The organism is Citrobacter freundii complex sp. 2024EL-00216, assembly GCF_043945515.1.
In the GTDB taxonomy this organism is placed as follows: Bacteria; Pseudomonadota; Gammaproteobacteria; order Enterobacterales; family Enterobacteriaceae; genus Citrobacter; species Citrobacter portucalensis.
Map to the genome: position 1 here is coordinate 26,563 of NZ_JBIMRA010000014.1, position 25,518 is coordinate 52,080.

The following is a 25,518-nucleotide window of genomic DNA, read 5'->3' on the forward strand; positions in this document are numbered from 1 at the left end:
CTCCATTCACTATGGCAGGAAATAAACCCTTCAACAAACAACAGACTGATGCTCGTGAGCGCGATCCCCAGGTCGCCGGGCTGAAAGTACCGCCGCACTCGATTGAAGCGGAACAGTCGGTGTTGGGCGGTTTAATGCTGGATAACGAACGCTGGGACGATGTCGCCGAGCGTGTGGTGGCGGAAGATTTTTATACCCGACCGCACCGACATATCTTCACGGAAATGCATCGCCTGCAGGAGATGGGAAAACCCATCGATCTGATCACGCTGGCAGAGTCGCTGGAAGTTCAGGGACAACTGGACAGCGTCGGCGGTTTTGCTTACCTGGCTGAGTTGTCTAAAAACACGCCAAGTGCGGCGAATATTAGCGCTTATGCGGATATCGTCCGCGAACGCGCCGTTGTTCGTGACATGATTTCAGTTGCAAACGAAATCGCGGAAGCCGGTTTTGATCCGCAAGGACGCTCCAGTGAAGATCTGTTGGACCTTGCAGAATCCCGTGTCTTTAAAATCGCGGAAAGCCGCGCTAATAAAGACGAAGGCCCGAAAAATATTACGGATGTGCTCGACGCCACCGTCGCGCGTATCGAGCAGCTGTTCCAGCAACCGCACGACGGCGTCACCGGGGTGAACACCGGTTATGACGACCTCAATAAAAAGACGGCTGGTTTGCAGCCGTCAGACTTAATTATCGTCGCCGCGCGTCCGTCGATGGGTAAAACGACATTTGCAATGAACCTCGTCGAAAATGCGGCGATGTTGCAGGATAAGCCGGTTCTTATCTTTAGTCTTGAAATGCCCTCAGAACAGATCATGATGCGTTCCCTGGCCTCGCTCTCACGCGTAGACCAAACCAAAATTCGTACCGGTCAACTGGATGATGAAGACTGGGCGCGAATTTCCGGAACAATGGGTATTTTGCTGGAGAAACGAAACATCTATATTGATGACTCCTCCGGCCTGACGCCTACGGAAGTGCGCTCGCGTGCCCGTCGTATCGCCCGTGAACATGGCGGTATCGGACTTATCATGATCGACTACCTGCAACTGATGCGCGTACCGTCGCTCTCCGACAACCGTACGCTGGAAATTGCAGAAATCTCCCGCTCGCTGAAAGCGTTAGCGAAAGAACTGCATGTGCCGGTGGTGGCGCTGTCGCAGCTTAACCGCTCTCTGGAACAACGTGCCGACAAGCGTCCGGTCAACTCGGATCTGCGTGAGTCTGGCTCCATCGAGCAGGATGCCGACTTAATCATGTTTATCTATCGTGATGAGGTTTATCACGAAAACAGCGACCTGAAAGGGATCGCAGAAATCATTATTGGTAAGCAACGTAACGGCCCGATCGGAACGGTTCGCCTGACGTTTAACGGACAGTGGTCGCGCTTTGACAACTATGCCGGTCCTCAATATGACGATGAGTAATTTCTAAGGAATACAAATGCAAGCGGCAACTGTAGTTATTAACCGCCGCGCTCTGCGACACAACCTGCAACGTCTGCGTGAACTGGCTCCAGCCAGCAAACTGGTTGCGGTTGTGAAAGCGAACGCCTACGGCCATGGTCTGTTAGAGACCGCGCGAACGCTCCCCGATGCGGACGCTTTTGGTGTCGCTCGTCTTGAAGAAGCCCTGCGCTTGCGAGCGGGAGGGATCACGCAGCCCATCCTGCTGCTGGAAGGATTTTTTGATGCCTCCGATCTGCCGACTATTTCCGCGCAGCGCCTGCATACTGCCGTCCACAACCAGGAGCAGCTCGAAGCCCTGGAAGCCGCTAAACTGGCTGAACCCGTTACCGTCTGGATGAAGCTCGACACGGGTATGCATCGACTGGGCGTACGCCCTGAGCAGGCCGAGGCGTTTTATCAGCGCTTAACACAGTGTGAAAACGTGCGCCAGCCGGTCAATATCGTCAGCCACTTTGCTCGCGCGGACGAGCCTGAGTGTGGCGCGACCGAAAAACAGCTCGATATCTTCAACAGTTTTTGTGAAGGCAAACTGGGGCAGCGTTCGATTGCCGCGTCGGGTGGTATTTTGCTGTGGCCGCAGTCTCACTTCGACTGGGCGCGTCCGGGGCTGATTCTGTACGGTGTATCACCGCTGGAAAACCACTCTATCGGCGCTGATTTTGGCTGCCAGCCGGTAATGTCGCTAACCTCCAGCCTGATTGCGGTGCGTGAGCACAAAGCGGGCGAACCGGTCGGCTATGGCGGTACCTGGCAGAGCGAGCGCGACACGCGTTTAGGCGTGGTGGCGATGGGGTATGGTGATGGTTACCCGCGTGCGGCGCCGTCTGGAACACCGGTGCTGGTCAATGGCCGTGAAGTGCCGATCGTCGGTCGCGTTGCGATGGATATGATCTGCGTCGATTTAGGCCCCGAAGCGCAGGATAAAGCCGGCGATTCGGTGATTCTGTGGGGCGAGGGCTTGCCCGTTGAACGCATTGCTGAAATGACGAAAGTAAGTGCTTACGAACTTATTACGCGCCTGACCTCAAGGGTAGCGATGAAGTATATCGATTAGCAGCATGATGTGCCGGACAGGTGGTTACGCCGCCTTCCGGCAATATTCCTCTCAACATCCTCTCGATCTTCTCCCACTTCCGGTTTATTGTGTTCGTAACCCCTGCCTGTAAACCCGGAGAACCACACGTGTTTCAAAAAGTTGACGCCTACGCCGGCGACCCGATCTTATCGCTCATGGAGCGCTTCAAAGAAGATTCACGTAGCGACAAAGTGAATCTCAGCATCGGCCTGTATTACAACGAAGACGGCATTATTCCTCAGCTTAAAGCTGTGGCGGAAGCGGAAGCCCGCCTCAATGCCAAACCGCATGGCGCTTCGCTGTATCTGCCGATGGAAGGTCTGAACACGTATCGCCATACTATTGCGCCGCTGCTGTTTGGCGCAGAACATCCGGTTCTCCAGCAGCAGCGCGTCGCAACCATTCAGACGCTGGGCGGCTCCGGTGCGTTAAAGGTTGGCGCAGACTTCCTGAAACGTTATTTCCCTGATTCTGGCGTGTGGGTCAGCGATCCGACCTGGGAAAACCATATCGCGATTTTTGAAGGTGCCGGATTCGAAGTAAGCACTTACCCATGGTATGACGACACGACCAACGGCGTGCGTTTCAACGACCTGCTGGCAACGCTGAATACCCTACCGGCGCGCAGCATCGTGCTGCTACATCCGTGCTGCCATAACCCGACAGGGGCGGATTTAACGCCTGCGCAGTGGGATAGCGTCATTGAGATCCTGAAAGCACGCGATTTGATCCCATTCCTGGATATTGCTTACCAGGGTTTCGGCGGCGGAATGGAAGACGATGCCTATGCGATTCGCGCCATTGCCAGCGCCGGATTGCCTGCTCTGGTCAGTAACTCATTCTCGAAGATTTTCTCCTTATACGGCGAGCGTGTCGGCGGACTGTCAGTGGTATGTGAAGACGCTGAAGCCGCCAGCCGCGTGCTGGGGCAGCTAAAAGCGACGGTGCGTCGGAACTACTCCAGCCCGCCAAACTTTGGTGCGCAGGTAGTTGCCGCGGTACTGGGTGATGACGCGCTGAAAGCCAGTTGGCAGGCGGAAGTTGAAGAGATGCGTACCCGCATTCTGGCGATGCGCCAGGAGTTGGTTAACGTATTGAATACGGAGATCCCAGGCCGTAACTTTGACTACCTGCTGCAACAGCGCGGGATGTTCAGCTATACCGGGCTTAGCGCAGCCCAGGTTGATCGTCTGCGCGATGAGTTCGGTGTATACCTGATCGCCAGCGGTCGCATGTGCGTGGCCGGGTTGAATCACGGTAACGTGCAGCGCGTGGCGAAGGCATTTGCCGCCGTCATGTAATCGACTTTGCAGGCCTGATAAGCGTCGCGCCATCAGGCCTGTTTTCCAATGTGATCGTGCTCCTTTTCCAGGACAAAACCAGAGAAAATCCTTCCTTTCCCTTCCCCTAAGGGGTAAGGTCAGATAGTTTTTTGACCAGTTGTTAATAAAAAAATGATAACTAACTGACTACTTAGGGAAAAATATGCGCAAGTTTACGTTGGCACTGAGTGCCGTTTGTTTATTGTTCACGCTAAATCAGCCAGCCCAGGCGTTAGTTTCCTCTCCCTCTCAGCTTAATCCTGGCACCAACGTTGCAAAACTCGCTGAGCAGGCACCCATTCACTGGGTCTCCGTGGCACAAATTGAAAACAGTCTGACCGGACGTCCACCGATGGCCGTCGGGTTTGATATCGATGACACTGTCCTTTTTTCCAGCCCAGGCTTCTGGCGCGGTAAAAAAACGTATTCTCCGGACAGTGAGGATTACCTGAAGAATCCGGCCTTCTGGGAAAAAATGAACAATGGCTGGGACGAGTTTAGTATTCCAAAAGAAGTCGCGCGCCAACTGATTGATATGCACGTGCGTCGCGGTGACAGCATCTTTTTCGTGACCGGGCGTAGCCAGACGAAGACTGAAACGGTGTCGAAAACGTTGTCTGATAACTTTCACATCCCAGCTGGAAATATGAATCCGGTCATTTTTGCCGGCGACAAGCCGGGTCAGAACACCAAAACGCAGTGGCTGCAGGATAAAAATATCCGCATGTTCTACGGTGACTCCGATAATGACATTACCGCCGCTCGCGACGTGGGTATTCGCGGTATTCGCATTTTGCGCGCCTCTAACTCCACTTATAAGCCGCTGCCACAGGCCGGTGCGTTTGGTGAAGAGGTGATTGTCAACTCGGAATATTGAGGACGCTGGCTGAGGGTTGCTGTTTTTTTAAACAAATTTACATTGCTGGCTTTTACCTTTTGCGGACTTGCTGCACACTGAATAAAAGATGTTCTCATGAGGCAATATGCTGGTAAGGGGAATAAAGATGACGAATTCGGAGTTGCTGCAATACTGCATGGCAAAAACGGGCGCAGAACAGAGCGTTCACAGTGACTGGAAGGCCACGCAAATCAAAGTCGAAGATGTGCTTTTTGCCATGGTAAAAGAGGTGGAAGAACGCCCGGCGGTGTCTCTGAAAACCAGCCCTGAACTGGCAGAACTGTTGCGCCAGCAGCATAGCGATGTTCGGCCAAGCAGGCATCTCAATAAGGCGCACTGGAGTACGGTGTATCTGGACGGCTCGCTGCCGGATTCACAGATTTATTATCTGGTCGACGCCTCTTATCAGCAGGCTGTGAACACGTTGCCGGAAGATAAACGCCGGATACTGACGCAGCCCTGATCCGGTTCGCCGGATGCGGCGCAAGCGCCTTATCCGGCCTACAGGCTTTATGCGTATTCTGTAGTTTCGTAGGCGCTGATAAGCGCAGTGCCATCAGGCACAACGGTTGCCGAATGCGTCTTATCCGGCCTACAAGCTTTATGCATATTCTGTAGGCCAGACAAGTGTTGCGTAATTACAACAGCGGTTTGAGGAAGCGGGCCGTGTGTGAGGCTTCACACTCAGCGACCGTTTCTGGTGTGCCGGAGACAAGGATTTCGCCGCCGCCGCTGCCGCCTTCCGGACCGAGATCGACAATCCAGTCTGCGGTCTTGATCACGTCCAGATTGTGCTCAATCACCACGATGGTGTTGCCCTGATCCCGGAGTTGATGCAGCACGTCCAACAGTTGCTGAATATCCGCAAAATGCAGACCGGTGGTCGGCTCATCGAGAATATACAGCGTTTGCCCGGTACCGCGTTTGGACAGCTCGCGCGCCAGCTTCACGCGCTGTGCTTCACCGCCCGAGAGCGTGGTAGCGGACTGACCCAGTCGAATGTACGTCAGGCCAACGTCCATCAGCGTTTGCAGCTTACGCGCCAGCGCCGGAACGGCATCGAAGAACTCACGCGCTTCTTCAATCGTCATATCCAGCACTTCGTGAATAGTCTTGCCTTTGTACTTAATTTCTAACGTTTCGCGGTTATAGCGCTTGCCTTTGCACTGATCGCACGGCACGTAGATATCCGGCAGGAAGTGCATTTCGACTTTGATCACGCCGTCGCCCTGACAGGCTTCACAGCGTCCGCCACGGACGTTAAAGCTGAAACGCCCCGGCGTGTAACCGCGTGCTCGTGACTCCGGTACACCGGCAAACAGTTCGCGCACTGGCGTAAACACCCCGGTGTAGGTTGCCGGGTTAGAGCGCGGCGTACGGCCAATCGGGCTTTGGTCAATGTCGATCACTTTGTCGAAATGCTCCAGGCCTTGAACGTCGCGATACGGCGCAGGTTCAGCCAGCGTCGCACCGTTCAGCACCGTCTGTGCAATCGGGAACAGTGTGTCGTTAATCAGCGTCGATTTACCCGAACCGGAAACACCGGTAATGCAGGTAAATAAACCTACCGGCAGCGTCAGGGTGACATCTTTCAGGTTGTTACCGCGTGCGCCGGTGAGCTTCAGCACTTTCTCTGGGTCAGCCGCAACGCGCTGTTTAGGCACTTCAATCTTGCGTTTACCGCTCATGTACTGGCCGGTCAGCGACTCAGGCACTGCCATGATGTCGTCGAGTGTCCCTTCGGCGACGACCTGACCGCCGTGAACACCCGCGCCCGGGCCGATATCGATAACGTGGTCAGCGGCGCGAATCGCGTCTTCATCGTGCTCGACCACAATGACGGTATTTCCCAGATTACGCAGGTGGATAAGCGTACCCAGCAGACGCTCGTTATCGCGTTGATGCAAACCGATAGACGGTTCATCCAGTACGTACATTACACCGACCAGACCCGCACCGATCTGGCTTGCCAGGCGAATACGCTGGGCCTCACCGCCGGAGAGTGTTTCCGCCGACCGCGATAGCGTCAGGTAGTTGAGGCCGACGTTGACCAGGAACTTCAGACGATCGCCAATCTCTTTAAGAATTTTCTCGGCAATCTTCGCCCGCTGACCCGCAAGCTTCAGATTGTTGAAGAAATCCATTGCATGACCGATGCTCATGTCAGAAATCGCAGGCAGCGGCGTATTTTCAACAAATACGTGACGGGCTTCCCGGCGTAAACGCGTCCCTTCACAGCTGGCGCAAGGACGGTTACTGATGAACTTGGCTAATTCTTCACGTACTGCGCTGGATTCCGTTTCTTTATAGCGGCGTTCCATATTGTGCAATACGCCTTCGAACGGATGGCGACGTACGGACGTATCACCACGATCGTTCATGTATTTAAATTCGATATTCTCTTTACCGGAACCGTACAGCACCACTTTATGCACGGCAGGGTTCAGGCTGGCCCACGGGGCTTCAACGTCGAACTTATAGTGTTCCGCCAGAGACTTAAGCATCTGGAAGTAATAGAAGTTACGGCGGTCCCAGCCACGGATAGCACCACCGGCCAGCGACAGCTCCGGGTTTTGGATCACCCGATCAGGATCGAAATATTGCTGCACGCCGAGACCGTCACAGGTTGGACACGCGCCCGCCGGGTTGTTAAACGAGAACAGCCGCGGTTCCAGTTCGCGCATGCTATAGCCGCAGATAGGGCAGGCGAAGTTGGCGGAGAACAGCAGCTCCTCTGCTTTCGGGTCGTCCATATCGGCAACGACCGCCGTACCGCCGGACAGTTCCAGCGCGGTTTCAAAGGATTCCGCCAGTCGTTGGGTGAGATCGTCACGGACTTTAAAGCGGTCAATCACCACTTCAATGGTGTGTTTCTTTTGCAGCTCAAGCTTGGGCGGATCGGAAAGATCACAGACTTCACCGTCGATACGGGCGCGGATATAGCCCTGGCCTGCCAGGTTTTCCAGCGTTTTGGTGTGCTCGCCTTTACGCTCTTTGATCACCGGCGCCAGCAGCATCAGCCGCTTACCTTCCGGCTGCGACAGGACGTTATCCACCATCTGGCTTACGGTCTGCGCTGCCAGGGGAACGTCGTGATCCGGACAGCGCGGCTCGCCAACGCGGGCAAACAGCAGACGCAGATAGTCGTGAATTTCGGTAATTGTACCTACCGTGGATCGCGGGTTATGGGACGTCGATTTTTGTTCAATTGAGATGGCAGGAGAGAGCCCCTCAATGTGGTCGACGTCCGGTTTTTCCATCAGCGACAGAAATTGACGCGCGTACGCGGAAAGGGATTCAACGTAACGACGCTGCCCTTCGGCATATAAGGTGTCGAAAGCGAGCGAAGATTTGCCTGAGCCCGAAAGCCCGGTGACGACAATCAGCTTGTCGCGCGGGATGACGAGGTTGATGTTTTTGAGATTATGGGTGCGGGCGCCCCGAACTTCGATCTTATCCATTCATCTTTCCCGGATTAAACGCTTTTTTGCCTGGCTGCATGGTGCTACCGGCGATCACAAACGGTTAATTATGACACAACCTGACCTGAATGGATATACAGTATTGGAATGCAAAACGCAGATGTCTGTGCAACAATGTCTGGCTGGAGTTGTTTACTGGAATCAACTTCGCAACGTAGTAAAAGCGCTATTGGAAATGCTACAATCCCGCGCTTACACTTATTCAGTAACGTTTTTCAGGAGACACGATCATGGCCAGCAGAGGCGTAAACAAGGTGATTCTCGTCGGTAATCTGGGCCAGGACCCGGAAGTACGCTATATGCCGAATGGTGGCGCAGTTGCCAACATTACGCTGGCTACTTCCGAATCCTGGCGTGATAAAGCGACCGGTGAAATGAAAGAGCAGACTGAATGGCACCGTGTTGTGTTGTTTGGCAAACTGGCGGAAGTGGCCAGCGAATATCTGCGTAAAGGTTCTCAGGTCTATATCGAAGGTCAGCTGCGTACCCGCAAATGGACCGATCAGTCCGGTGTAGAAAAGTACACCACAGAAGTTGTGGTTAACGTTGGCGGCACCATGCAAATGCTGGGTGGTCGTCAGGGTGGTGGTGCTCCGGCAGGTGGCGGTCAGCAGCAGGGTGGTTGGGGTCAACCTCAGCAGCCGCAGGGTGGCAACCAGTTCAGCGGCGGCGCGCAGTCTCGTCCGCAACAGTCAGCGCCGGCAGCGCCGTCTAACGAGCCGCCGATGGATTTCGACGACGATATTCCGTTCTAATCCCACTGCGTTACGCTGAAAATAATGGCTACCTCAAGACTGGGGTAGCCATATGCAATTTTGTTATCAGTTCAACACCATCGGCCAATCTGGCGGTGTGTGGCTCATCACGTCAGCCATTACGGTTTCAATGTTCTTCCAGATAGCGGACATATCCACCAGGGTTATGCCGAGCAATCCAGTCGCAAACCAGCAGGCAAAAACCAGCCCTAAACCGCTGCTAATGACGGCCAGGCCAATATAATCTGATTTACGAAAACGGATATTGAGCGTACTGGCTAAAAACATCAGCACCGCGCTGAGTAGTTGCCACCGCAGAAGAACCACGCCAGTTGTTATTGTCGCCATGAAAAACGTCCTCAGAAAGTCTGGATGCCCAGGACAGCGCGGGGGTGTTCACCGAGGGTGTGATACTCTGGCTATCGACGGGCAATAACATGAATGAAACATTGTTTCTGTTACATGATTTTTGTGAACTATATCACATCTGGTCGTTTGTTCACCAGTATTGGCCGTTATTTTTGTAGGCTTATAACCACTCCAGGTGTGTGGTTTTGTTTAATGAAGAGTTGATAATAAATAACCATGTTTTAAACATGCATTTAGTCTACTTGTTATATTTATCCTAAATTAAACGTTAAAAAAAATTAATGAATTTCTTAAATGCAGCCAGGATAATGCTCATAAAAAATTACTCCGTGGGGATAATAACGTTATGAAATAAGCATAACTTTAAGTTTGCCTTACGGAAAAATAATATCATCATCAACTATTATCAGACTTTTACATAGAGAAGTCTGTTGCTAATACTGATAGATTCATGCAACTTAATCAGTCGGTGTTTATAGCATCCTGCCTTGATGGGTTCTGGCATATACGAAACAGGGAAATAGGGCTGACATGAATCACAGAGCGCGACGCAAGATGCTGAAGTTCCTGGGAACATTCATGGTGGTATTGTTCCCCGTGGTGCTGGCGATATGGTTTGCGCACATCCGGGCGATGACCGAAACCCATAGCCAACTCCGCTCTTTTGCTCAACTGGTGTTAAATAAAACAGAATTGGTGATCCTACAAGCTGATTTGGCGCGTGATATGGGCCAGTTGTATCAGGGTAAGATGTGTACCCCGGCACATCAGAAAAGTATGCTAAATATTATTCGCGGTCGTTTATATATCAGTGAGCTAATTTATGCGCAGGGCGATCATTTTTTGTGCTCTACGTCTATGGCGCCGCCTGTTACTTATATTATGCCGACACCTGACTATAAACGTACGCCGGATATCGCCATCTATTACTACCGCGATACCCCTTTTTTCGCTGGCTACAGAATGACGTACATGCAACGCGGGAACTACGTCGCAGTCATCAATCCATTGTCCTACAGCGAAGTCATGTCAGATGATCCGGATCTCTCCTGGGGCGTGTATGACACAGTAACAGATACGTTTTTCTCTGCTAGTGAAGCGGCAAATATTGCGCAATTCGCGCCGCTCATACGCGGTGAAGCATCGACCTTTCAACAAGACGATCGCTTCTACACCATCGTGCATTCAGAAAAACGTCCAATTGCGATTATTGTGTCGACCTCAGACAACCGCGTAAGTCAGATTTTCTATCACGAGGCGGTATTAACCATCCCCTTCGGGATTATCTGCAGCATCCTGATATTGCTAATGTGGTGGCGCACGCGCCAGGAATACTTATCCCCTCGGCGTTTGCTAAAACGCGCGATCAAAAAACGTCAGCTTTGCCTGCATTACCAGCCGATTATTGATATCAAGAACGGTCAATGTGTTGGCGCTGAAGCTCTGCTGCGCTGGCCGGGCTGTAAAGGTGAGGTGATGAGCCCGACGGAGTTTATTCCGCTGGCTGAAAAAGAGGGAATGATTGAGCGGATCACGGATTATGTCGTTGAAGAGGTGTTCAACGATTTGGGGTATTTTCTTTCGGCGCATCCTCAGCTTTCTATATCGATTAACCTTTCCGCTTCTGACTTTCATTCATCCCGATTGATTGCTCTGATTAACGACAAAAATCGTGAGTACTCCGTGGCGGCCCAGCAAATTAAAGTCGAAGTGACCGAGCGTGGGTTCATAGATGTACATAAAATGACCCCCGTAATCCAGGCGTTCCGCAAAGCGGGTTATGAAGTGGCATTTGATGATTTTGGCACGGGATATTCCAATCTGCATAATTTGTCAGCGCTGAATGTCGATATCCTGAAGATCGACAAATCGTTTATTAGCACGTTGTCCACTAACAGCACCAGTCACTTGATTGCCGAACATATTATTGAGATGGCACAAAGCTTACACCTGAAGACGATTGCGGAAGGGGTGGAAACGAAGGAGCAAATCGAATGGCTGCTTGAACGCGGCGTACAGTATTGTCAGGGCTGGTATTTTGCGAAGGCGCTGCCGCCGCAGGAGTTCATGCACTGGATACAACGGTCGCCCGCCATACTGACGCAGAGCGGGCAATAATCTTACAGACGATGGCGGTAGTCGCTGGGAGTACGATCAAATTCGCGGCGAAACACACGCGAGAAGGTTTGTTGCGACACATAACCAAGATCCATCGCGATATCAAAAATAGGTCGCTCAGTTGTCCGCAGTTCAACGGCGGCCAGCAAAAGCCGACGCTGGCGGATGTAGTCACCCAAGGTCTGGCGCGTCACCGTGCGGAACATTCTTTGTAAATACCACTTCGAGTAACCTGATTTTTTCGCCACCGCCTCAATGTTCAGCGGTTGATCGATATGTTCATCAATCCATTCAATAAGAGTCTGAATAATCTGCTGATGGGACATAGGGCTGCCTCTTTCTCAGTATTCGATTCGTCGTTTTGTCTGTGGGCGAGTATAATTCCTCAAGTTAACTTGAGGTAAAGCGATTTATGGAAAAGAAATTACCCCGGATAAAAGCGCTGCTCACACCAGGTGAAGTCGCCAAACGTAGCGGCGTGGCGGTATCGACCCTGCATTTCTATGAAAGCAAAGGGTTAATCAGTAGCATGCGCAACAGCGGCAATCAGCGCCGATACAAACGTGATGTGTTGCGTTACGTCGCGATAATCAAGATTGCTCAACGCATCGGGATCCCGCTGGCCACGATCGGTGACGCGTTAGGGGTATTACCTGAGGGGCATTCGCTTAGTGCCAAAGAGTGGAAGCAGCTCTCTTCGCAATGGCGTGAAGAACTGGACCGACGCATCCATACTTTGGTGGCGCTACGCGATGAGCTGGATGGGTGTATTGGTTGCGGATGCTTGTCACGTAGCGATTGCCCGTTGCGTAACCCTGGCGATCAGCTTGGCGAGCAGGGGACCGGAGCGCGCCTGCTGGAAGATGATTAATTGGTTTAAAATATGTGACGGGTATGAAGGATATAAAACTAAAGCGCCACAGAGGGCGCTTTAGTTTGGTTCCGGTCTTTGTCTTTCACTCTATCCCGCTGGTTCACGGGAGGGTTTCCCCCGACATCAACACCCCTCAGTCGAGCACATTAGGGGAGGTTCCGGCCTGTGTTGATAATGTAAGTGTAAGCCACCTCCCTCCATTTGCCAGTGAAATGGTGATTTTTTAGCCAAAAAATTTTACGCATCTTCACCTGTTTTCTTGCGCGAGTTGCGCGAAATAAACACGCCGATGTTGTAATAACTCCGCGAAATTTGTTGCCAAATTGCGCATTGACGATAACGTTTGCGCATCGACTGGTTATTTCTTGCGCGTTATAAGAAGAAATGAGTAAAAAGCGGCAAAGTTCAGTTGAAAACCAGCGTATGATCGCTGGATAATCGTTTGCTTTTTTTTACCACCCGTTTTTTATGCGCGGAGCTAAACGTTTGCTTTTTTGCGACACCCCTATTGACGCAAACCTGGCACATGGAGAAAACGTTTAGCAGGCAGTGGATTGTCCAGCACGCATAATGACGAAAAAATAAACTCTCAGGGGATGTTTTCTATGTCTACGCCTTCAGCGCGTACCGGCGGTTCACTCGACGCCTGGTTTAAAATTTCGCTCCGCGGCAGTACCGTTCGTCAGGAAGTCGTTGCCGGATTAACGACCTTCCTGGCCATGGTCTACTCCGTTATCGTGGTTCCGGGGATGCTGGGTAAAGCCGGGTTCCCACCTGCTGCTGTATTTGTGGCGACCTGTCTGGTCGCGGGCGTCGGTTCTATTGTGATGGGCCTGTGGGCAAACTTGCCGCTGGCAATTGGTTGCGCCATTTCTCTGACCGCATTTACCGCATTCAGCCTGGTGCTGGGCCAACATATTAGCGTGCCCGTTGCGCTGGGTGCGGTGTTCCTGATGGGGGTCCTGTTTACCATCATTTCCGCGACCGGTATCCGTAGCTGGATCCTGCGCAATCTGCCGCAGGGCGTTGCGCATGGTACGGGGATTGGTATCGGCCTGTTCCTGCTGCTGATTGCGGCAAACGGTGTCGGTCTGGTAATTAAGAACCCGCTGGACGGCCTGCCGGTTGCGCTGGGTGACTTCGATACCTTCCCGGTCATTATGTCGTTAATTGGTCTGGCGGTGATTATTGGCCTCGAAAAACTGAAAGTACCGGGTGGCATTCTGCTGACCATTATCGGTATTTCAGTGGTTGGTCTGATTTTCGACCCGGCAGTGCATTTCTCCGGCATTTTTGCCATGCCGTCTCTGAGTGATGAAAACGGCAACTCGCTGATCGGCAGCCTGGATATCATGGGGGCACTGAACCCGATTGTCCTGCCGAGCGTGCTGGCGCTGGTCATGACCGCTGTCTTCGATGCAACCGGAACCATCCGCGCGGTAGCCGGACAGGCGAATCTGCTGGATAAAGACGGACAGATTATCGACGGTGGTAAGGCGCTGACCACTGACTCCCTGAGCAGCGTGTTCTCTGGTCTGGTGGGCGCAGCTCCGGCGGCGGTTTACATTGAATCCGCAGCGGGTACGGCGGCAGGCGGTAAAACTGGCCTGACAGCGATCACCGTTGGCGTACTGTTCCTGCTGATCCTGTTCCTCTCTCCGCTCTCTTATCTTGTACCTGTGTACGCAACGGCACCTGCGCTGATGTATGTGGGTCTGTTGATGCTGAGCAACGTCGCGAAAATCGATTTCGCTGACTTTGTCGACGCGATGGCGGGACTGGTTACGGCCGTATTTATCGTGCTGACCTGTAACATCGTTACCGGCATCATGATTGGCTTTGCGACCCTGGTAATTGGCCGCATCGTTTCTGGTGAATGGCGCAAACTGAACATCGGCACCGTGGTGATCGCCATCGCGCTGGTGGCCTTCTACGCCGGCGGTTGGGCTATCTGATTCTGATTTCCTGACGATCCTAAAAACGGGTGGCTTTGGCCGCCCGTTTTCATTTTCAGAACACACTCGTTGTCTTTTGCGTTACTCTCAATTAGATAGAATTGAGGCACGACGCCTCTCATTAGCAATCATAAGAAACATCGCAAACAGGGAACGCATGGAAATCTTTTTCACCATACTCATCATGACCCTTGTGGTCTCGCTGTCGGGGGTATTTACTCGCGTATTGCCCTTCCAACTTCCTTTACCCCTTATGCAGATCGCCATCGGCGCCTTGCTGGCGTGGCCGACGTTTGGTTTGCATGTGGAATTCGATCCTGAGCTGTTCCTGGTTCTGTTCATCCCGCCGCTGCTCTTTGCCGATGGCTGGAAGACGCCAACGCGTGAGTTTCTCGAGCACGGGCGAGAGATTTTCGGCCTGGCACTGGCGCTGGTGCTGGTCACGGTGGTCGGCATTGGATTTATGATTTACTGGCTGGTGCCGGGGATCCCTCTCATCCCAGCCTTTGCGCTGGCTGCTGTGCTATCGCCAACCGATGCCGTCGCACTTTCCGGCATTGTGGGAGAGGGACGTATACCGAAGAAAATCATGGGTATCCTGCAGGGCGAAGCGTTGATGAACGACGCCTCCGGTCTGGTCTCTCTGAAGTTTGCCGTCGCCGTGGCGATGGGGACGATGGTATTCACCGTTGGTGGCGCAACGCTTGAGTTCTTCAAAGTGGCGATTGGCGGCATCCTGGCTGGTTTTGTCGTCAGTTGGCTGTACGGCCGCTCCCTGCGCTTCCTCAGCCGCTGGGGCGGTGACGAGCCGGCAACGCAAATCGTCCTGCTGTTCCTGCTGCCGTTTGCGTCTTACCTGATTGCGGAACATATCGGCGTTTCCGGTATCCTCGCGGCGGTCGCTGCCGGGATGACGATCACCCGTTCCGGGGTGATGCGCCGCGCGCCACTGGCGATGCGTTTACGTGCTAACAGTACCTGGGCGATGCTGGAGTTTGTATTTAACGGCATGGTCTTCTTGCTGTTAGGGCTACAGTTACCGGGAATTCTGGAGTCTTCTTTGGCGGCGGCCGAGGCCGATCCGAATGTTGAAATCTGGATGCTGTTTACCGATGTCGTGCTGATTTACGTGGCGCTAATGCTGGTGCGTTTTGGCTGGCTGTGGACCATGAAAAAGTTCAGTCTGCGCTTCCTGAAGAAAAAACCGATGGAGTTTGGATCCTGGACGACGCGTGAAATCATGATCGCCTCTTTTGCCGGTGTACGCGGGGCCATTACCCTCGCCGGTGTACTCTCCATTCCTCTGTTGTTACCGGACGGTAGCGGCTTCCCGGCGCGATATGAGCTGATCTTCCTTGCCGCAGGCGTGATCCTGTTCTCGTTGTTTGTTGGCGTGGTGATGCTGCCGATTCTGCTACAACATCTGGAAGTGGCAGACCACTCGCAGCAGCAGAAAGAGGAACGTATTGCCCGCGCCGCCACGGCAGAAGTGGCGATTGTCGCGATCCAGAAAATGGAGGAGCGACTGGCCGCGGACACCGAAGAGAACATCGATAACCAGTTGCTCACCGAGGTGAGTTCACGCGTGATTGGTAACCTGCGTCGACGCGCCGACGGGCGCAACGATGTGGAAAGCTCTATGCAGGAAGAAAACCTCGAACGACGTTTCCGCCTGGCAGCGCTGCGTTCAGAACGCGCGGAGCTTTATCACCTGCGCGCCACGCGTGAAATCAGCAATGAAACGCTGCAAAAACTACTGCACGACCTGGATTTGCTGGAAGCGCTGTTGATTGAGAATCAGTAAACGATAGCGCCTGATGCGCTACGCTTATCAGGCCTACAAGACCGGCAACAGCGATGTAGGCCGGATTAGGCGCTAGCCGCATCCGGCGAAAGGTGTGCCTGATGCGCTACGCTTATCAGGCCTACAAGATCGGGAATAGTGATGTAGGCCGGATAGGGCGTCAGCCGCATCCGGCGAAGGGTGTGCCTGATGCGCTACGCTTATCAGGCCTACAAGATCGGGAATAGTGATGTAGGCCGGATAGGGCGTCAGCCGCATCCGGCGAAGGGTGTGCCTGATGCGCTACGCTTATCAGGCCTACAAGACCGGCAATAGCGATGTAGGCCGGATAAGGCGCTAGCCGCATCCGGCGAAGGGTGTGCTTGATGCGCTACGCTTATCAGGCCTACAAGACCGGCATACCGATGTAGGCCGGATAAGGCGTTAGCCGCATCCGGCGAAGGGGTGCCTGATGCGCTACGCTTATCAGGCCTACAAAACCGGCAATAGCGATGTAGGCCGGATAAGGCGTTAGCCGCATCCGGCGAAAGGTGGGCCAAATGGCGCGCAACTGGCTGCAAGAAATTATTCATCGTGTAATTTGCGAGCGACATTCCTGAACGAATCCATCCCTCTTGTCGATTCCCTCTTTTCTCCATACGGTTGAGGAAAGGGGGAAACATGTCCAACTATCGACGAAATTACATCAATGGGGGAACCTGGTTTTTTACGGTAAATCTGCAGGACCGTCGAAGCCACCTTCTGACAGACAACATTCACGCGCTTCGGTGTGCAATCGCTGCGGTCAAAAAGGTTAGGCCTTTTCGCATCAATGCGTGGGTCGTTTTACCCGAGCATATGCATTGTATATGGACGTTACCTGGCAATGATGCGGATTATTCCTCTCGCTGGCGGGAAATTAAGAAGCATTTCACCCACTCATTGTCTTCCCGACATATCTGGCAATCTCGCTTTTGGGAGCACACCATCCGTGATGAACATGATTATCGCCAGCATGTTGATTATATTTACATTAACCCTGTGAAGCACGCCTGGGTAAAACAGGTACAGGATTGGCCTTTTTCAACATTTCATCGTGATGTGAGGCACGGTTTGTACCCGCAAGATTGGGCAGGTGAAATCATGGATTTTAATGCGGGCGAACGTGCCTGATGCGCTACGCTTATCAGGCCTACAACACCGGCATACCGATGTAGGCCGGATGCGGCTAACGCCTTATCCGGCATTTTACGACGCTTGCGGTAGCCAAAACCCTTCACAGCATTTGAGCCACGCCTGGGCGCTGTGCGACAGATAAACGCCTTCGCGCCAAATCATGCCCAACTGCCAGCGTAAGTCGCTCTCCAGAGGAATCCAGCGCAACGTTTGCTTATCCAGCCGCTGGCAAATCGGCTCCGGTAAAATGGCAATCCCGACCCCGGCTTGTACCATTGCCGCCAGAAAATCCCACTGCCCGCTGCGAACCGCGATGCGGGGCTTGACGTTGTGTTGGCTAAACAGCTCAAGCAATTGGCGGCTCAACGCGAAATCTTCGTTGTAGATAAGCAGCGGATGTTCCGCCAGCGCCTCGGGGGAAATGGATTCGCACGTTGTCCACTGACCGGAGCGAGGAACCAACACGCAGAGTGGATGGCTAAAAAGCGGTAAGGTTGCCAGACCGCTCTCTTCTTCAACTGGCAGCGCGGTCATCGCGACATCCAGGTCACCGTTCATTACCGCCTGCTGAACGGTTAAGCCGCCAAATTCAGAGACCTTCAGCTCAACGCCGGGATAGCGCTGGCGAAACAGGCCGATCGGCCCAGCCATTAACATCCCCACCATGGGCGGGATACCGAGGCGCAGCACGCCCTTGTTGAGGTGATTTATGTCACTGAGTTCCGCTTCAAGCTGGCGAAACTCGGCAAGGATCGCCAGGCCGCGTTCGAAAACGACCTGCCCGGTGTCGGTTAACAGCAGTCGCCGACCATCGCGGATTAACAGCGTGCAGTTAAGCTCGTCTTCAAGGTTCTTCAACATCTTGCTGATGGTGGGCTGGGTGACAAAAAGCTTCTCCGCTGCGCGGGTAAAGCTCTGCTGACGAACCACTTCAACAAAATATCGCAGCGTTCTGATATCCATGATTATTCCTTAAGACTATGCCTGCAATGAGTTTAATTCATTTCAGTCCTGGAAGGGGGCTCTCTATACTGGCGCTCTCTATTTTTTAAGGACATACCCTCATGGCTGTGGCGATAAGCCGCGTGACGCCTGCTGTTATTCATCGACTCCAGATTCCTGTTCAGGTTCTGTTGTACGCAGGTCTTTTTGTATTTGCTCAATATCTTGTCTCCTGGCTGCATCTGCCGCTTCCTGCCAACCTGGTCGGGATGGTGCTGATGCTGGCGTTAATTGTCTGTCGGGTTATCCCGCTGAACTGGATTCGCGCAGGTGCTCGCTGGTTACTGGCTGAAATGCTGCTATTTTTTGTCCCGGCGGTGGTCGCCGTTGTGAACTACACGCAGCTGTTGCTGGTTGATGGCTGGCGTATATTTGCCGTGATTGCGATCAGTACGCTGATGGTGCTCGGCGCAACGGCGTGGGTGGTGGATAAAGTGTATCGCTATGAAATGCGCAGGCTAAACCGTGAGTAATTTCCAGTTAAGCGTGTTGTGTCTGGTGATTACGCTGGGTATCTACTTTGCCAATAAGCGCCTGTATCGCCGTTTTCGTAAATTACCCCTAATGCCATTAGTTCTCACCCCGGCCCTGCTGGTGCTGATGCTGGTCTTCGGCCATATCTCCTGGCAAAACTATATCGGTGAATCGCACTGGTTGCTGTGGTTGTTAGGCCCGGCGACCATCGCGTTTGCTGTTCCGGTGTATGACAACCTTGCCGTGATTAAGCGTCACTGGATGTCGCTGACGGCGGGCGTGGTAACGGCAACGCTGGTGGCCGTCACCAGTTCCGTATGGCTGGCGCGCCTGTTTATGTTGCCTGATGAGATCCAACGCAGTCTGGCGGTGCGCTCCGTCACCACACCGTTTGCGCTGGCGGCGGCAGAACCGTTGGGCGGGCAGCCGGACCTGGTGGCATTGTTCGTGGTGGTGACCGGCGTATTTGGTATGGCGGTCGGCGATGTGCTGTTTTTACGGCTTTCCATTCGTGAAGGGATGGCGAAAGGCGCAGGATTTGGCGCAGCATCGCACGGCGCAGGCACGGCACGCTCTTATGAACTCGGTCAGCAGGAAGGGGTCGTTGCCAGCCTGGTGATGATGCTTTCCGGCGTGGTAATGGTGCTGGTGGCACCGCTGGTGGCGAGGCTGATGTTCTGAGAAAGGATGTAATCCTCCGGCCCGAAAGCCGGAGGAGAAGGGAAGTTAGTGCGCGCGACCTTGTTCTACGCCGTACCCGGTCTGGGAACGGATGAACTGAGCACGGAACTGCTCGCGTTCGCGGTTGCCTTCTTCTGAGTTGTCGGTGGCAGAGAAGAACCAGATCCCGAGGAATGCTACGCTGATGGAGAACAGCGCCGGATACTCATACGGGAAAATGGCTTTTTCGTGACCGAGGATCTGGACCCAAATCGTTGGACCAAGAATCATCAGCACCACTGCCGTCAGCAGGCCTAACCAGCCACCCAACATTGCGCCACGCGTGGTCAGTTTCGACCAGTACATAGAGAGCAGAATGATGGGGAAGTTACAGCTCGCCGCGATGGCGAACGCCAGGCCGACCATGAAGGCGATGTTCTGGTTTTCGAACAGCACGCCGAGCACGATGGCAATCACGCCCAGCACCAGCACGGTGATTTTCGAAACCCGCAGCTCTTCACGTTCGGTGGCGCCTTTGCGGAACACGTTGGCGTACAGGTCGTGAGACACTGCCGATGCGCCCGCCAGCGTCAGACCGGCAACCACCGCCAGAATGGTGGCAAACGCCACGGCTGAGATGAAGCCGAGGAACAGGTTACCGCCCACCGCATTCGCCAGGTGAACCGCCGCCATGTTATTACCGCCAATCAGCGCGCCCGCAGCATCTTTGTACGCCGGATTTGCACCTACCAGCATGATTGCGCCAAAGCCGATGATAAAGGTCAGGATATAGAAATAACCCATAAAACCGGTGGCGTAGAACACGCTCTTACGTGCTTCACGGGCATCGCTAACCGTGAAGAAGCGCATCAGGATGTGCGGCAAGCCCGCCGTACCAAACATCAGGCCGAGACCTAATGACAGTGCGGAGATTGGGTCTTTTACCAACCCGCCCGGGCTCATAATGGCTGAACCTTTCGGGTGTACCGCCATCGCTTCGGTGAACAGATTATTGAAGCTAAAGCCGACGTGCTTCATCACCATAAAGGCCATAAAGCTGGCACCGAACAGCAACAGTACGGCTTTGATGATCTGTACCCAGGTGGTCGCCAACATGCCGCCAAACAAAACGTACATCATCATCAGCACGCCAACCAGTACGACAGCGATGTGATAGTTCAGACCAAACAGCAGCTCAATCAGCTTACCTGCACCAACCATCTGCGCGATCAGATACAGCGCAACCACCACCAGGGAACCACAGGCCGACAGAATACGGATTGGCCCTTGCTTCAGACGATAAGACGCAACGTCTGCAAAGGTGTAACGACCCAGGTTACGCAAACGCTCAGCAATCAGGAACAGAATAATTGGCCAGCCGACCAGGAAGCCGAGTGAATAGATCAGCCCGTCATAACCGGAGGTAAAGACCAGCGCGGAAATCCCGAGGAACGATGCCGCCGACATATAGTCGCCCGCAATCGCCAGCCCGTTCTGGAAACCGGTGATGTTACCGCCAGCGGTGTAGTAGTCATTACGCGAACGTACGCGCTTTGACGCCCAGTAGGTAATGCCGAGCGTAAAGATGACGAAAATCAGGAACATGATAATCGCCTGCCAGTTGGTTGGCTGGCGTTGGACTGCACCGCTAATAGCATCCGCCGCGTTTGCGGCGAAGGGCAGCGTGGCGGCAAGCGCCGTCAGGACTCTCTTCATGATGCTTTAACCTCGTGCAAAACCGCATTGTTCAGGCGATCGAATTCACCGTTTGCCCGCCAGATGTAGATCCCGGTCAGGATGAAGGAGATAAGGATCACACCGACCCCAATCGGAATACCGCGGGTGACGCTGGTTCCCGCGTGTAGCGGAGTACCCAGCCAGCCCGGCGCAAAGGCAATCAATAATATAAAGCTGATATAAACTGCCAGCATGATGATGGACAGAATGGTGGCAAACCGTTGCCGTTTTTCTACTAACTCCCTGAAACGCGCACTGTCTTCTATCCGCTGATAAATTTGGTCATTCATCACAGAGCTCTCCAGAGGTCCCCCTGCGTCTTTCGTGCTACAAGTTCGTTGGCCGCACTTGCCCACCCCAGTCACATAGTGAACTATGCTTTTGGGGATGTGCTCGCTTGCCGCCTTCCTGTAACACGAAATCCTTTGGGGGGAGGTTTTTTATATTTCCCTCCCGGTGAAGAGAGGGTAGGGTCAGATTTGTAGGCCGGATAAGACGCTTTCGCGTCGCCATCCGGCATTTTCAGGACTTTGTTATGATGGCATCGCGATGGCCTGCTTCTCTTCGAGCAGTTTCTCCACGACGCCAGGATCGGCGAGGGTCGAGGTATCGCCCAGATTGCTGGTATCGCCCGCCGCAATTTTGCGCAGGATGCGGCGCATGATTTTGCCGGAGCGGGTTTTCGGCAGTGAGTCGGTCCAGTGCAGCACGTCTGGCGTTGCCAGCGGGCCAATTTCTTTACGCACCCAGTTGCGAACTTCGGCGTACAACTCAGGTGACGGCTCTTCACCGTGATTCAGCGTGACGTAGGCGTAGATCGCCTGGCCTTTAATATTGTGCGGAATTCCCACCACCGCGGCTTCGGCAATCTTCGGATGTGACACCAGCGCCGATTCGATTTCAGCCGTTCCCAGACGGTGGCCAGAGACGTTCAGCACATCGTCCACACGTCCGGTGATCCAGTAATAGCCATCTTCGTCACGGCGCGCGCCGTCGCCGCTGAAGTACATATTCTTGAAGGTAGAGAAGTAGGTTTGCTCAAAGCGTTCGTGATCGCCAAACAGCGTTCTCGCCTGGCCTGGCCACGAGTCGGTAATCACCAGGTTACCTTCCGTCGCGCCTTCCAGTGGATTACCTTCGTTATCGACAATCGCAGGCTGTACGCCAAAGAACGGACGGGTTGCAGAACCGGCTTTCAGCTCGGTAGCGCCCGGCAGTGGGGTGATCATGAATCCCCCGGTTTCGGTCTGCCACCAGGTATCGACGACCGGGCATTTTTCGTTGCCGATCTTCTTCCAGTACCACTCCCACGCTTCCGGGTTGATCGGCTCGCCAACGGAACCCAGGATACGCAGCGACGAACGGTCAGTACCTTCAATCGCTTTGTCGCCTTCTGCCATCAGTGCGCGAATGGCGGTCGGTGCGGTATACAGAATATTGACCTGGTGCTTGTCCACAACCTGCGACATACGCGCAGGCGTTGGCCAGTTTGGTACGCCTTCGAACATCAGCGTGGTTGCGCCGCAGGCCAGCGGACCGTACAGCAGGTAGCTGTGTCCGGTTACCCAACCCACGTCAGCGGTGCACCAATAGATATCGCCTTGATGGTAATCAAACACGTACTTAAAGGTGGTTGCAGCGTAGACCAGATACCCGCCGGTAGTGTGCAGCACGCCTTTCGGCTTGCCGGTTGAACCGGAGGTATACAGGATAAACAGCGGATCTTCCGCGTTCATCTCTTCCGGTTGGTGTTCTGAGCTGGCTTTCTCGATAAGATCGGACCACCACAGGTCACGGCCTTCCTGCCACTCCGTTTTACCACCGGTACGTTTGAGGACGACCACATGTTCAACGGTTTTCACATTCGGGTTTTTCAGCGCATCATCGACGTTCTTTTTCAACGGGATAGCGCGTCCGGCGCGTACGCCTTCATCGGCGGTGATCACCAGGCGTGAATTAGAGTCGATGATACGTCCGGCGACGGCTTCCGGTGAGAAACCACCGAAGATGACAGAATGCACGGCCCCTATGCGGGCACAGGCCAGCATGGCAACCGCAGCCTCTGGCACCATCGGCATATAAATGGCCACCACGTCACCTTTTTTAATGCCTAAATCCAGTAGCGTATTGGCGAAACGGCAGACATCGCGATGCAACTCGCGATAGGTAATGTTTTTGCTTTGGGTAGCGTCATCGCCTTCCCAGATAATGGCGGTACGATCGCCGTTTGCCTGCAGATGGCGGTCAAGGCAGTTTGCGGCCAGGTTCAGGGTGCCGTCTTCGTACCATTTAATAGACACATTGCCTGGTGCGAAGGAGGTGTTCTTCACCTGGCTGTACGGCTTGATCCAATCAAGAATCTTTCCCTGCTCGCCCCAAAATGTGTCGGGTTCGTTAACGGATTGCTGGTATTTCTCTGCGTACTGCTCCGGATTTATCAGGCAACGATCCGCAATGTTTGCGGGAATAGCGTGTTTATGTATTTGGCTCATGGCTTTTGTTCTCCTTGTAGGATGTTAATAATATGTCTCATAAACGTTAAATGTAGGGGCTTTGAGAGTTTTGTTTAGTATTTGCGCGGCAGATCACGCAATAAACGAATTGTGCAAATTAGCGACAAACTGAATTTTGAAGGGAACTAGCAAAAATTGATTAAATCTCGCGATAACATGCAGTTATCTAAAGGATTGTTGAAAAGGTGATCTATCTCTGAATTAGACAAAAGAGTGAGAGGTTAGAGGGGTGTTATAACTCTAAAGTGGTATTTTACATACACTTACAATTGATTAAAAACAACATTTTCAGTGTGGTTTCTTGTTACAAATAGGGTGGAGCAATGTCATGACAGTATTCGTGTGGTTGCTGTTGTGGAAAACAATAAAAGAACCGCCATTGCAGATAATGGCGTCATCTGGATGAGACCCCTATGGCAAGGATAAAATCACGCGTACGCCGTTTCTTCAGCCTGTTATTACCTTTATTATTTATTTCTGCTGTTCACGCTGAACAAACTTCTGTACCTGCAAAAACCGTCACCGTTGAAGCGAAGAATGAAACCTTCGCACCTCAGCATCCCGATCAATATCTCTCCTGGAAAGCCACGTCTGAGCAATCAGCCCGTGAAGATGCACTGGCAGAAGATCCGCGTCTGGTGATCCTGTGGGCGGGATACCCATTCTCGCGCGATTACAACAAACCGCGGGGACACGCGTATGCCGTGACTGATGTCCGTGAAACCTTACGTACCGGCGCACCAAAAACGGCAGAAGATGGTCCGCTGCCGATGGCTTGCTGGAGCTGTAAAAGCCCGGACGTAGCGCGTCTTATCCAGAAAGACGGTGAAGATGGCTACTTCCACGGTAAATGGGCGCGCGGCGGTCCGGAAATTGTTAACAACCTCGGTTGTGCGGATTGCCATAATACCGCGTCACCAGACTTCGCCAAAGGCAAGCCAGAACTGACCCTGTCGCGTCCTTATGCAGAACGCGCGATGGAAGCCATCGGTAAACCGTTTGAGAAAGCCGGTCGCTTTGACCAGCAATCCATGGTCTGCGGCCAGTGCCACGTGGAATACTACTTCGACGGTAAAAACAAAGCCGTTAAGTTCCCGTGGGACGACGGCATGAAAGTCGAGAACATGGAGAAATACTACGACAACATTGCTTTCTCTGACTGGACCAACTCCCTGTCTAAAACGCCGATGCTGAAAGCGCAGCACCCGGAGTATGAAACCTGGAGCGCGGGCATTCACGGCAAGAACAACGTGACCTGTATCGACTGTCACATGCCGAAAGTGCAAAACGCGGAAGGCAAGATCTATACCGACCATAAGATTGGTAACCCGTTCGACAACTTCCCTCAGACCTGCGCGAACTGCCACACCCAGGACAAAGCATCCCTGCAAAAAGTGGTCGCCGAGCGTAAACAGGCTATTCATGACCTGAAAATCAAAGTTGAAGATCAGCTGGTTCGTGCGCACTTCGAAGCGAAAGCCGCATGGGATGCGGGCGCGACTGAAGCGGAAATGAAGCCGATTCTGGAAGATATCCGTCACGCACAATGGCGTTGGGACCTGTCTATCGCCTCACACGGCATTCATATGCACGCCCCGGAAGAAGGCCTGCGGATGCTGGGTAGCGCAATGGATAAAGCCGCCGACGCGCGTACCAAACTGGTCCGTCTGCTGGCGACCAAAGGCATCACGCATGAAATTCCGTTGCCGGATATCTCGACCAAAGAGAAAGCCCAGGCGGCGATTGGTCTGAACATGCAGCAAATCAATGCTGAGAAGCAGGACTTCATCAAAACGGTGATTCCGCAGTGGGAAGATCAGGCGCGTAAAAACGGTCTGTTAAGCCAATAACCCCAT

At 53.3% G+C, this 25,518-nt stretch carries 21 protein-coding genes; 14 read left to right on the plus strand and 7 right to left on the minus strand.

What is annotated here, in order from left to right; genetic code table 11:
- Positions 1 to 11: 11 nt before the first annotated feature.
- The 5 genes from dnaB to ACHHZ7_RS17710 all read left to right on the plus strand — a co-directional run bounded on the left by dnaB (position 12) and on the right by ACHHZ7_RS17710 (position 5,227).
- Complete coding sequence (gene dnaB, locus ACHHZ7_RS17690) at positions 12 to 1,427, plus strand: replicative DNA helicase (protein WP_003826610.1); 1,416 nt, start codon at positions 12 to 14, stop codon at positions 1,425 to 1,427.
- A 16-nt stretch (positions 1,428 to 1,443) separates the two neighbouring features.
- Positions 1,444 to 2,523, plus strand: a complete 1,080-nt coding sequence (gene alr / locus ACHHZ7_RS17695; protein ID WP_395149141.1) for an alanine racemase — start codon at positions 1,444 to 1,446, stop codon at positions 2,521 to 2,523.
- Positions 2,524 to 2,651: 128 nt separating this feature from the next.
- Positions 2,652 to 3,845, plus strand: coding sequence for an aromatic amino acid transaminase (gene tyrB / locus ACHHZ7_RS17700; protein WP_060683094.1), 1,194 nt, complete (start codon positions 2,652 to 2,654; stop codon positions 3,843 to 3,845).
- Positions 3,846 to 4,029: 184 nt separating this feature from the next.
- Entirely contained in the window at positions 4,030 to 4,743 is a 714-nt protein-coding gene (aphA, locus tag ACHHZ7_RS17705; protein WP_003826615.1) for an acid phosphatase AphA, read from the plus strand.
- Positions 4,744 to 4,870: 127 nt separating this feature from the next.
- Positions 4,871 to 5,227 carry an MmcQ/YjbR family DNA-binding protein gene (locus ACHHZ7_RS17710; RefSeq protein ID WP_008786927.1) on the plus strand — a complete coding sequence of 119 codons (357 nt, stop codon included), beginning with the start codon at positions 4,871 to 4,873 and terminating at the stop codon, positions 5,225 to 5,227.
- A 175-nt stretch (positions 5,228 to 5,402) separates the two neighbouring features.
- On the opposite strand, the gene uvrA is transcribed toward ACHHZ7_RS17710, so the two are convergent.
- Positions 5,403 to 8,225 carry an excinuclease ABC subunit UvrA gene (uvrA, locus tag ACHHZ7_RS17715; protein ID WP_060683095.1) on the minus strand — a complete coding sequence of 941 codons (2,823 nt, stop codon included), beginning with the start codon at positions 8,223 to 8,225 and terminating at the stop codon, positions 5,403 to 5,405.
- 251 nt (positions 8,226 to 8,476) lie between these two features.
- Between uvrA and ssb1 the strand changes: the two genes are divergently transcribed.
- Positions 8,477 to 9,001 carry a single-stranded DNA-binding protein SSB1 gene (gene ssb1, locus ACHHZ7_RS17720; protein ID WP_003826621.1) on the plus strand — a complete coding sequence of 175 codons (525 nt, stop codon included), beginning with the start codon at positions 8,477 to 8,479 and terminating at the stop codon, positions 8,999 to 9,001.
- 66 nt (positions 9,002 to 9,067) lie between these two features.
- Here ssb1 and ACHHZ7_RS17725 read toward each other — a convergent pair whose 3' ends face one another.
- Positions 9,068 to 9,349 carry a YjcB family protein gene (locus ACHHZ7_RS17725; protein WP_060683096.1) on the minus strand — a complete coding sequence of 94 codons (282 nt, stop codon included), beginning with the start codon at positions 9,347 to 9,349 and terminating at the stop codon, positions 9,068 to 9,070.
- 552 nt (positions 9,350 to 9,901) lie between these two features.
- Here ACHHZ7_RS17725 and ACHHZ7_RS17730 point away from each other — a divergent pair.
- Positions 9,902 to 11,488 (plus strand): EAL domain-containing protein, encoded by a 1,587-nt coding sequence (locus ACHHZ7_RS17730; protein WP_192463995.1) that lies wholly within the window; start codon positions 9,902 to 9,904, stop codon positions 11,486 to 11,488.
- A 2-nt stretch (positions 11,489 to 11,490) separates the two neighbouring features.
- Here the strand turns inward: ACHHZ7_RS17730 and soxS are convergent, their stop codons facing one another.
- Positions 11,491 to 11,814 carry a superoxide response transcriptional regulator SoxS gene (gene soxS / locus ACHHZ7_RS17735; protein ID WP_003031731.1) on the minus strand — a complete coding sequence of 108 codons (324 nt, stop codon included), beginning with the start codon at positions 11,812 to 11,814 and terminating at the stop codon, positions 11,491 to 11,493.
- A gap of 86 nt (positions 11,815 to 11,900) precedes the next feature.
- Between soxS and soxR the strand changes: the two genes are divergently transcribed.
- The 4 genes from soxR to ACHHZ7_RS17755 all read left to right on the plus strand — a co-directional run bounded on the left by soxR (position 11,901) and on the right by ACHHZ7_RS17755 (position 17,273).
- Complete coding sequence (soxR, locus tag ACHHZ7_RS17740) at positions 11,901 to 12,359, plus strand: redox-sensitive transcriptional activator SoxR (protein WP_003826630.1); 459 nt, start codon at positions 11,901 to 11,903, stop codon at positions 12,357 to 12,359.
- Positions 12,360 to 12,967: 608 nt separating this feature from the next.
- The gene (gene ghxP, locus ACHHZ7_RS17745; protein ID WP_003826632.1) at positions 12,968 to 14,317 is read left to right on the plus strand and encodes a guanine/hypoxanthine transporter GhxP; all 1,350 of its coding nucleotides are present in this window, start codon (positions 12,968 to 12,970) and stop codon (positions 14,315 to 14,317) included.
- 157 nt (positions 14,318 to 14,474) lie between these two features.
- Complete coding sequence (locus tag ACHHZ7_RS17750; RefSeq protein ID WP_003826634.1) at positions 14,475 to 16,121, plus strand: Na+/H+ antiporter; 1,647 nt, start codon at positions 14,475 to 14,477, stop codon at positions 16,119 to 16,121.
- A 660-nt stretch (positions 16,122 to 16,781) separates the two neighbouring features.
- On the plus strand, positions 16,782 to 17,273 hold the full coding sequence (locus ACHHZ7_RS17755) for a transposase (protein ID WP_060683098.1): 492 nt from the start codon (positions 16,782 to 16,784) through the stop codon (positions 17,271 to 17,273).
- A 75-nt stretch (positions 17,274 to 17,348) separates the two neighbouring features.
- Here the strand turns inward: ACHHZ7_RS17755 and ACHHZ7_RS17760 are convergent, their stop codons facing one another.
- Positions 17,349 to 18,239 carry a LysR family transcriptional regulator gene (locus tag ACHHZ7_RS17760; protein ID WP_032942105.1) on the minus strand — a complete coding sequence of 297 codons (891 nt, stop codon included), beginning with the start codon at positions 18,237 to 18,239 and terminating at the stop codon, positions 17,349 to 17,351.
- A 101-nt stretch (positions 18,240 to 18,340) separates the two neighbouring features.
- On the opposite strand from ACHHZ7_RS17760, the gene ACHHZ7_RS17765 reads away from it, so the two are divergent.
- Together ACHHZ7_RS17765 and ACHHZ7_RS17770 are read left to right on the plus strand one after the other, a co-directional pair.
- Positions 18,341 to 18,751 (plus strand): CidA/LrgA family protein, encoded by a 411-nt coding sequence (locus ACHHZ7_RS17765; RefSeq protein ID WP_003826638.1) that lies wholly within the window; start codon positions 18,341 to 18,343, stop codon positions 18,749 to 18,751.
- Positions 18,744 to 19,433 (plus strand): LrgB family protein, encoded by a 690-nt coding sequence (locus ACHHZ7_RS17770; protein WP_003031745.1) that lies wholly within the window; start codon positions 18,744 to 18,746, stop codon positions 19,431 to 19,433. The genes ACHHZ7_RS17765 and ACHHZ7_RS17770 overlap by 8 nt, the downstream gene beginning before the upstream one ends.
- 45 nt (positions 19,434 to 19,478) lie before the next feature.
- Here the strand turns inward: ACHHZ7_RS17770 and actP are convergent, their stop codons facing one another.
- The 3 genes from actP to acs form a co-directional block, all read right to left on the minus strand.
- The gene (actP, locus tag ACHHZ7_RS17775) at positions 19,479 to 21,128 is read right to left on the minus strand and encodes a cation/acetate symporter ActP (RefSeq protein WP_008786931.1); all 1,650 of its coding nucleotides are present in this window, start codon (positions 21,126 to 21,128) and stop codon (positions 19,479 to 19,481) included.
- Positions 21,125 to 21,439: a DUF485 domain-containing protein gene (locus ACHHZ7_RS17780; RefSeq protein ID WP_003031750.1), complete on the minus strand. Its 315-nt coding sequence runs from the start codon at positions 21,437 to 21,439 to the stop codon at positions 21,125 to 21,127. Before ACHHZ7_RS17780 ends, actP begins: the two co-directional genes overlap by 4 nt.
- 243 nt (positions 21,440 to 21,682) lie before the next feature.
- Entirely contained in the window at positions 21,683 to 23,641 is a 1,959-nt protein-coding gene (acs, locus tag ACHHZ7_RS17785; RefSeq protein WP_003826645.1) for an acetate--CoA ligase, read from the minus strand.
- A 434-nt stretch (positions 23,642 to 24,075) separates the two neighbouring features.
- Between acs and nrfA the strand changes: the two genes are divergently transcribed.
- Complete coding sequence (nrfA, locus tag ACHHZ7_RS17790) at positions 24,076 to 25,512, plus strand: ammonia-forming nitrite reductase cytochrome c552 subunit (RefSeq protein ID WP_003826647.1); 1,437 nt, start codon at positions 24,076 to 24,078, stop codon at positions 25,510 to 25,512.
- The last annotated feature ends 6 nt before the right edge of the window (positions 25,513 to 25,518 follow it).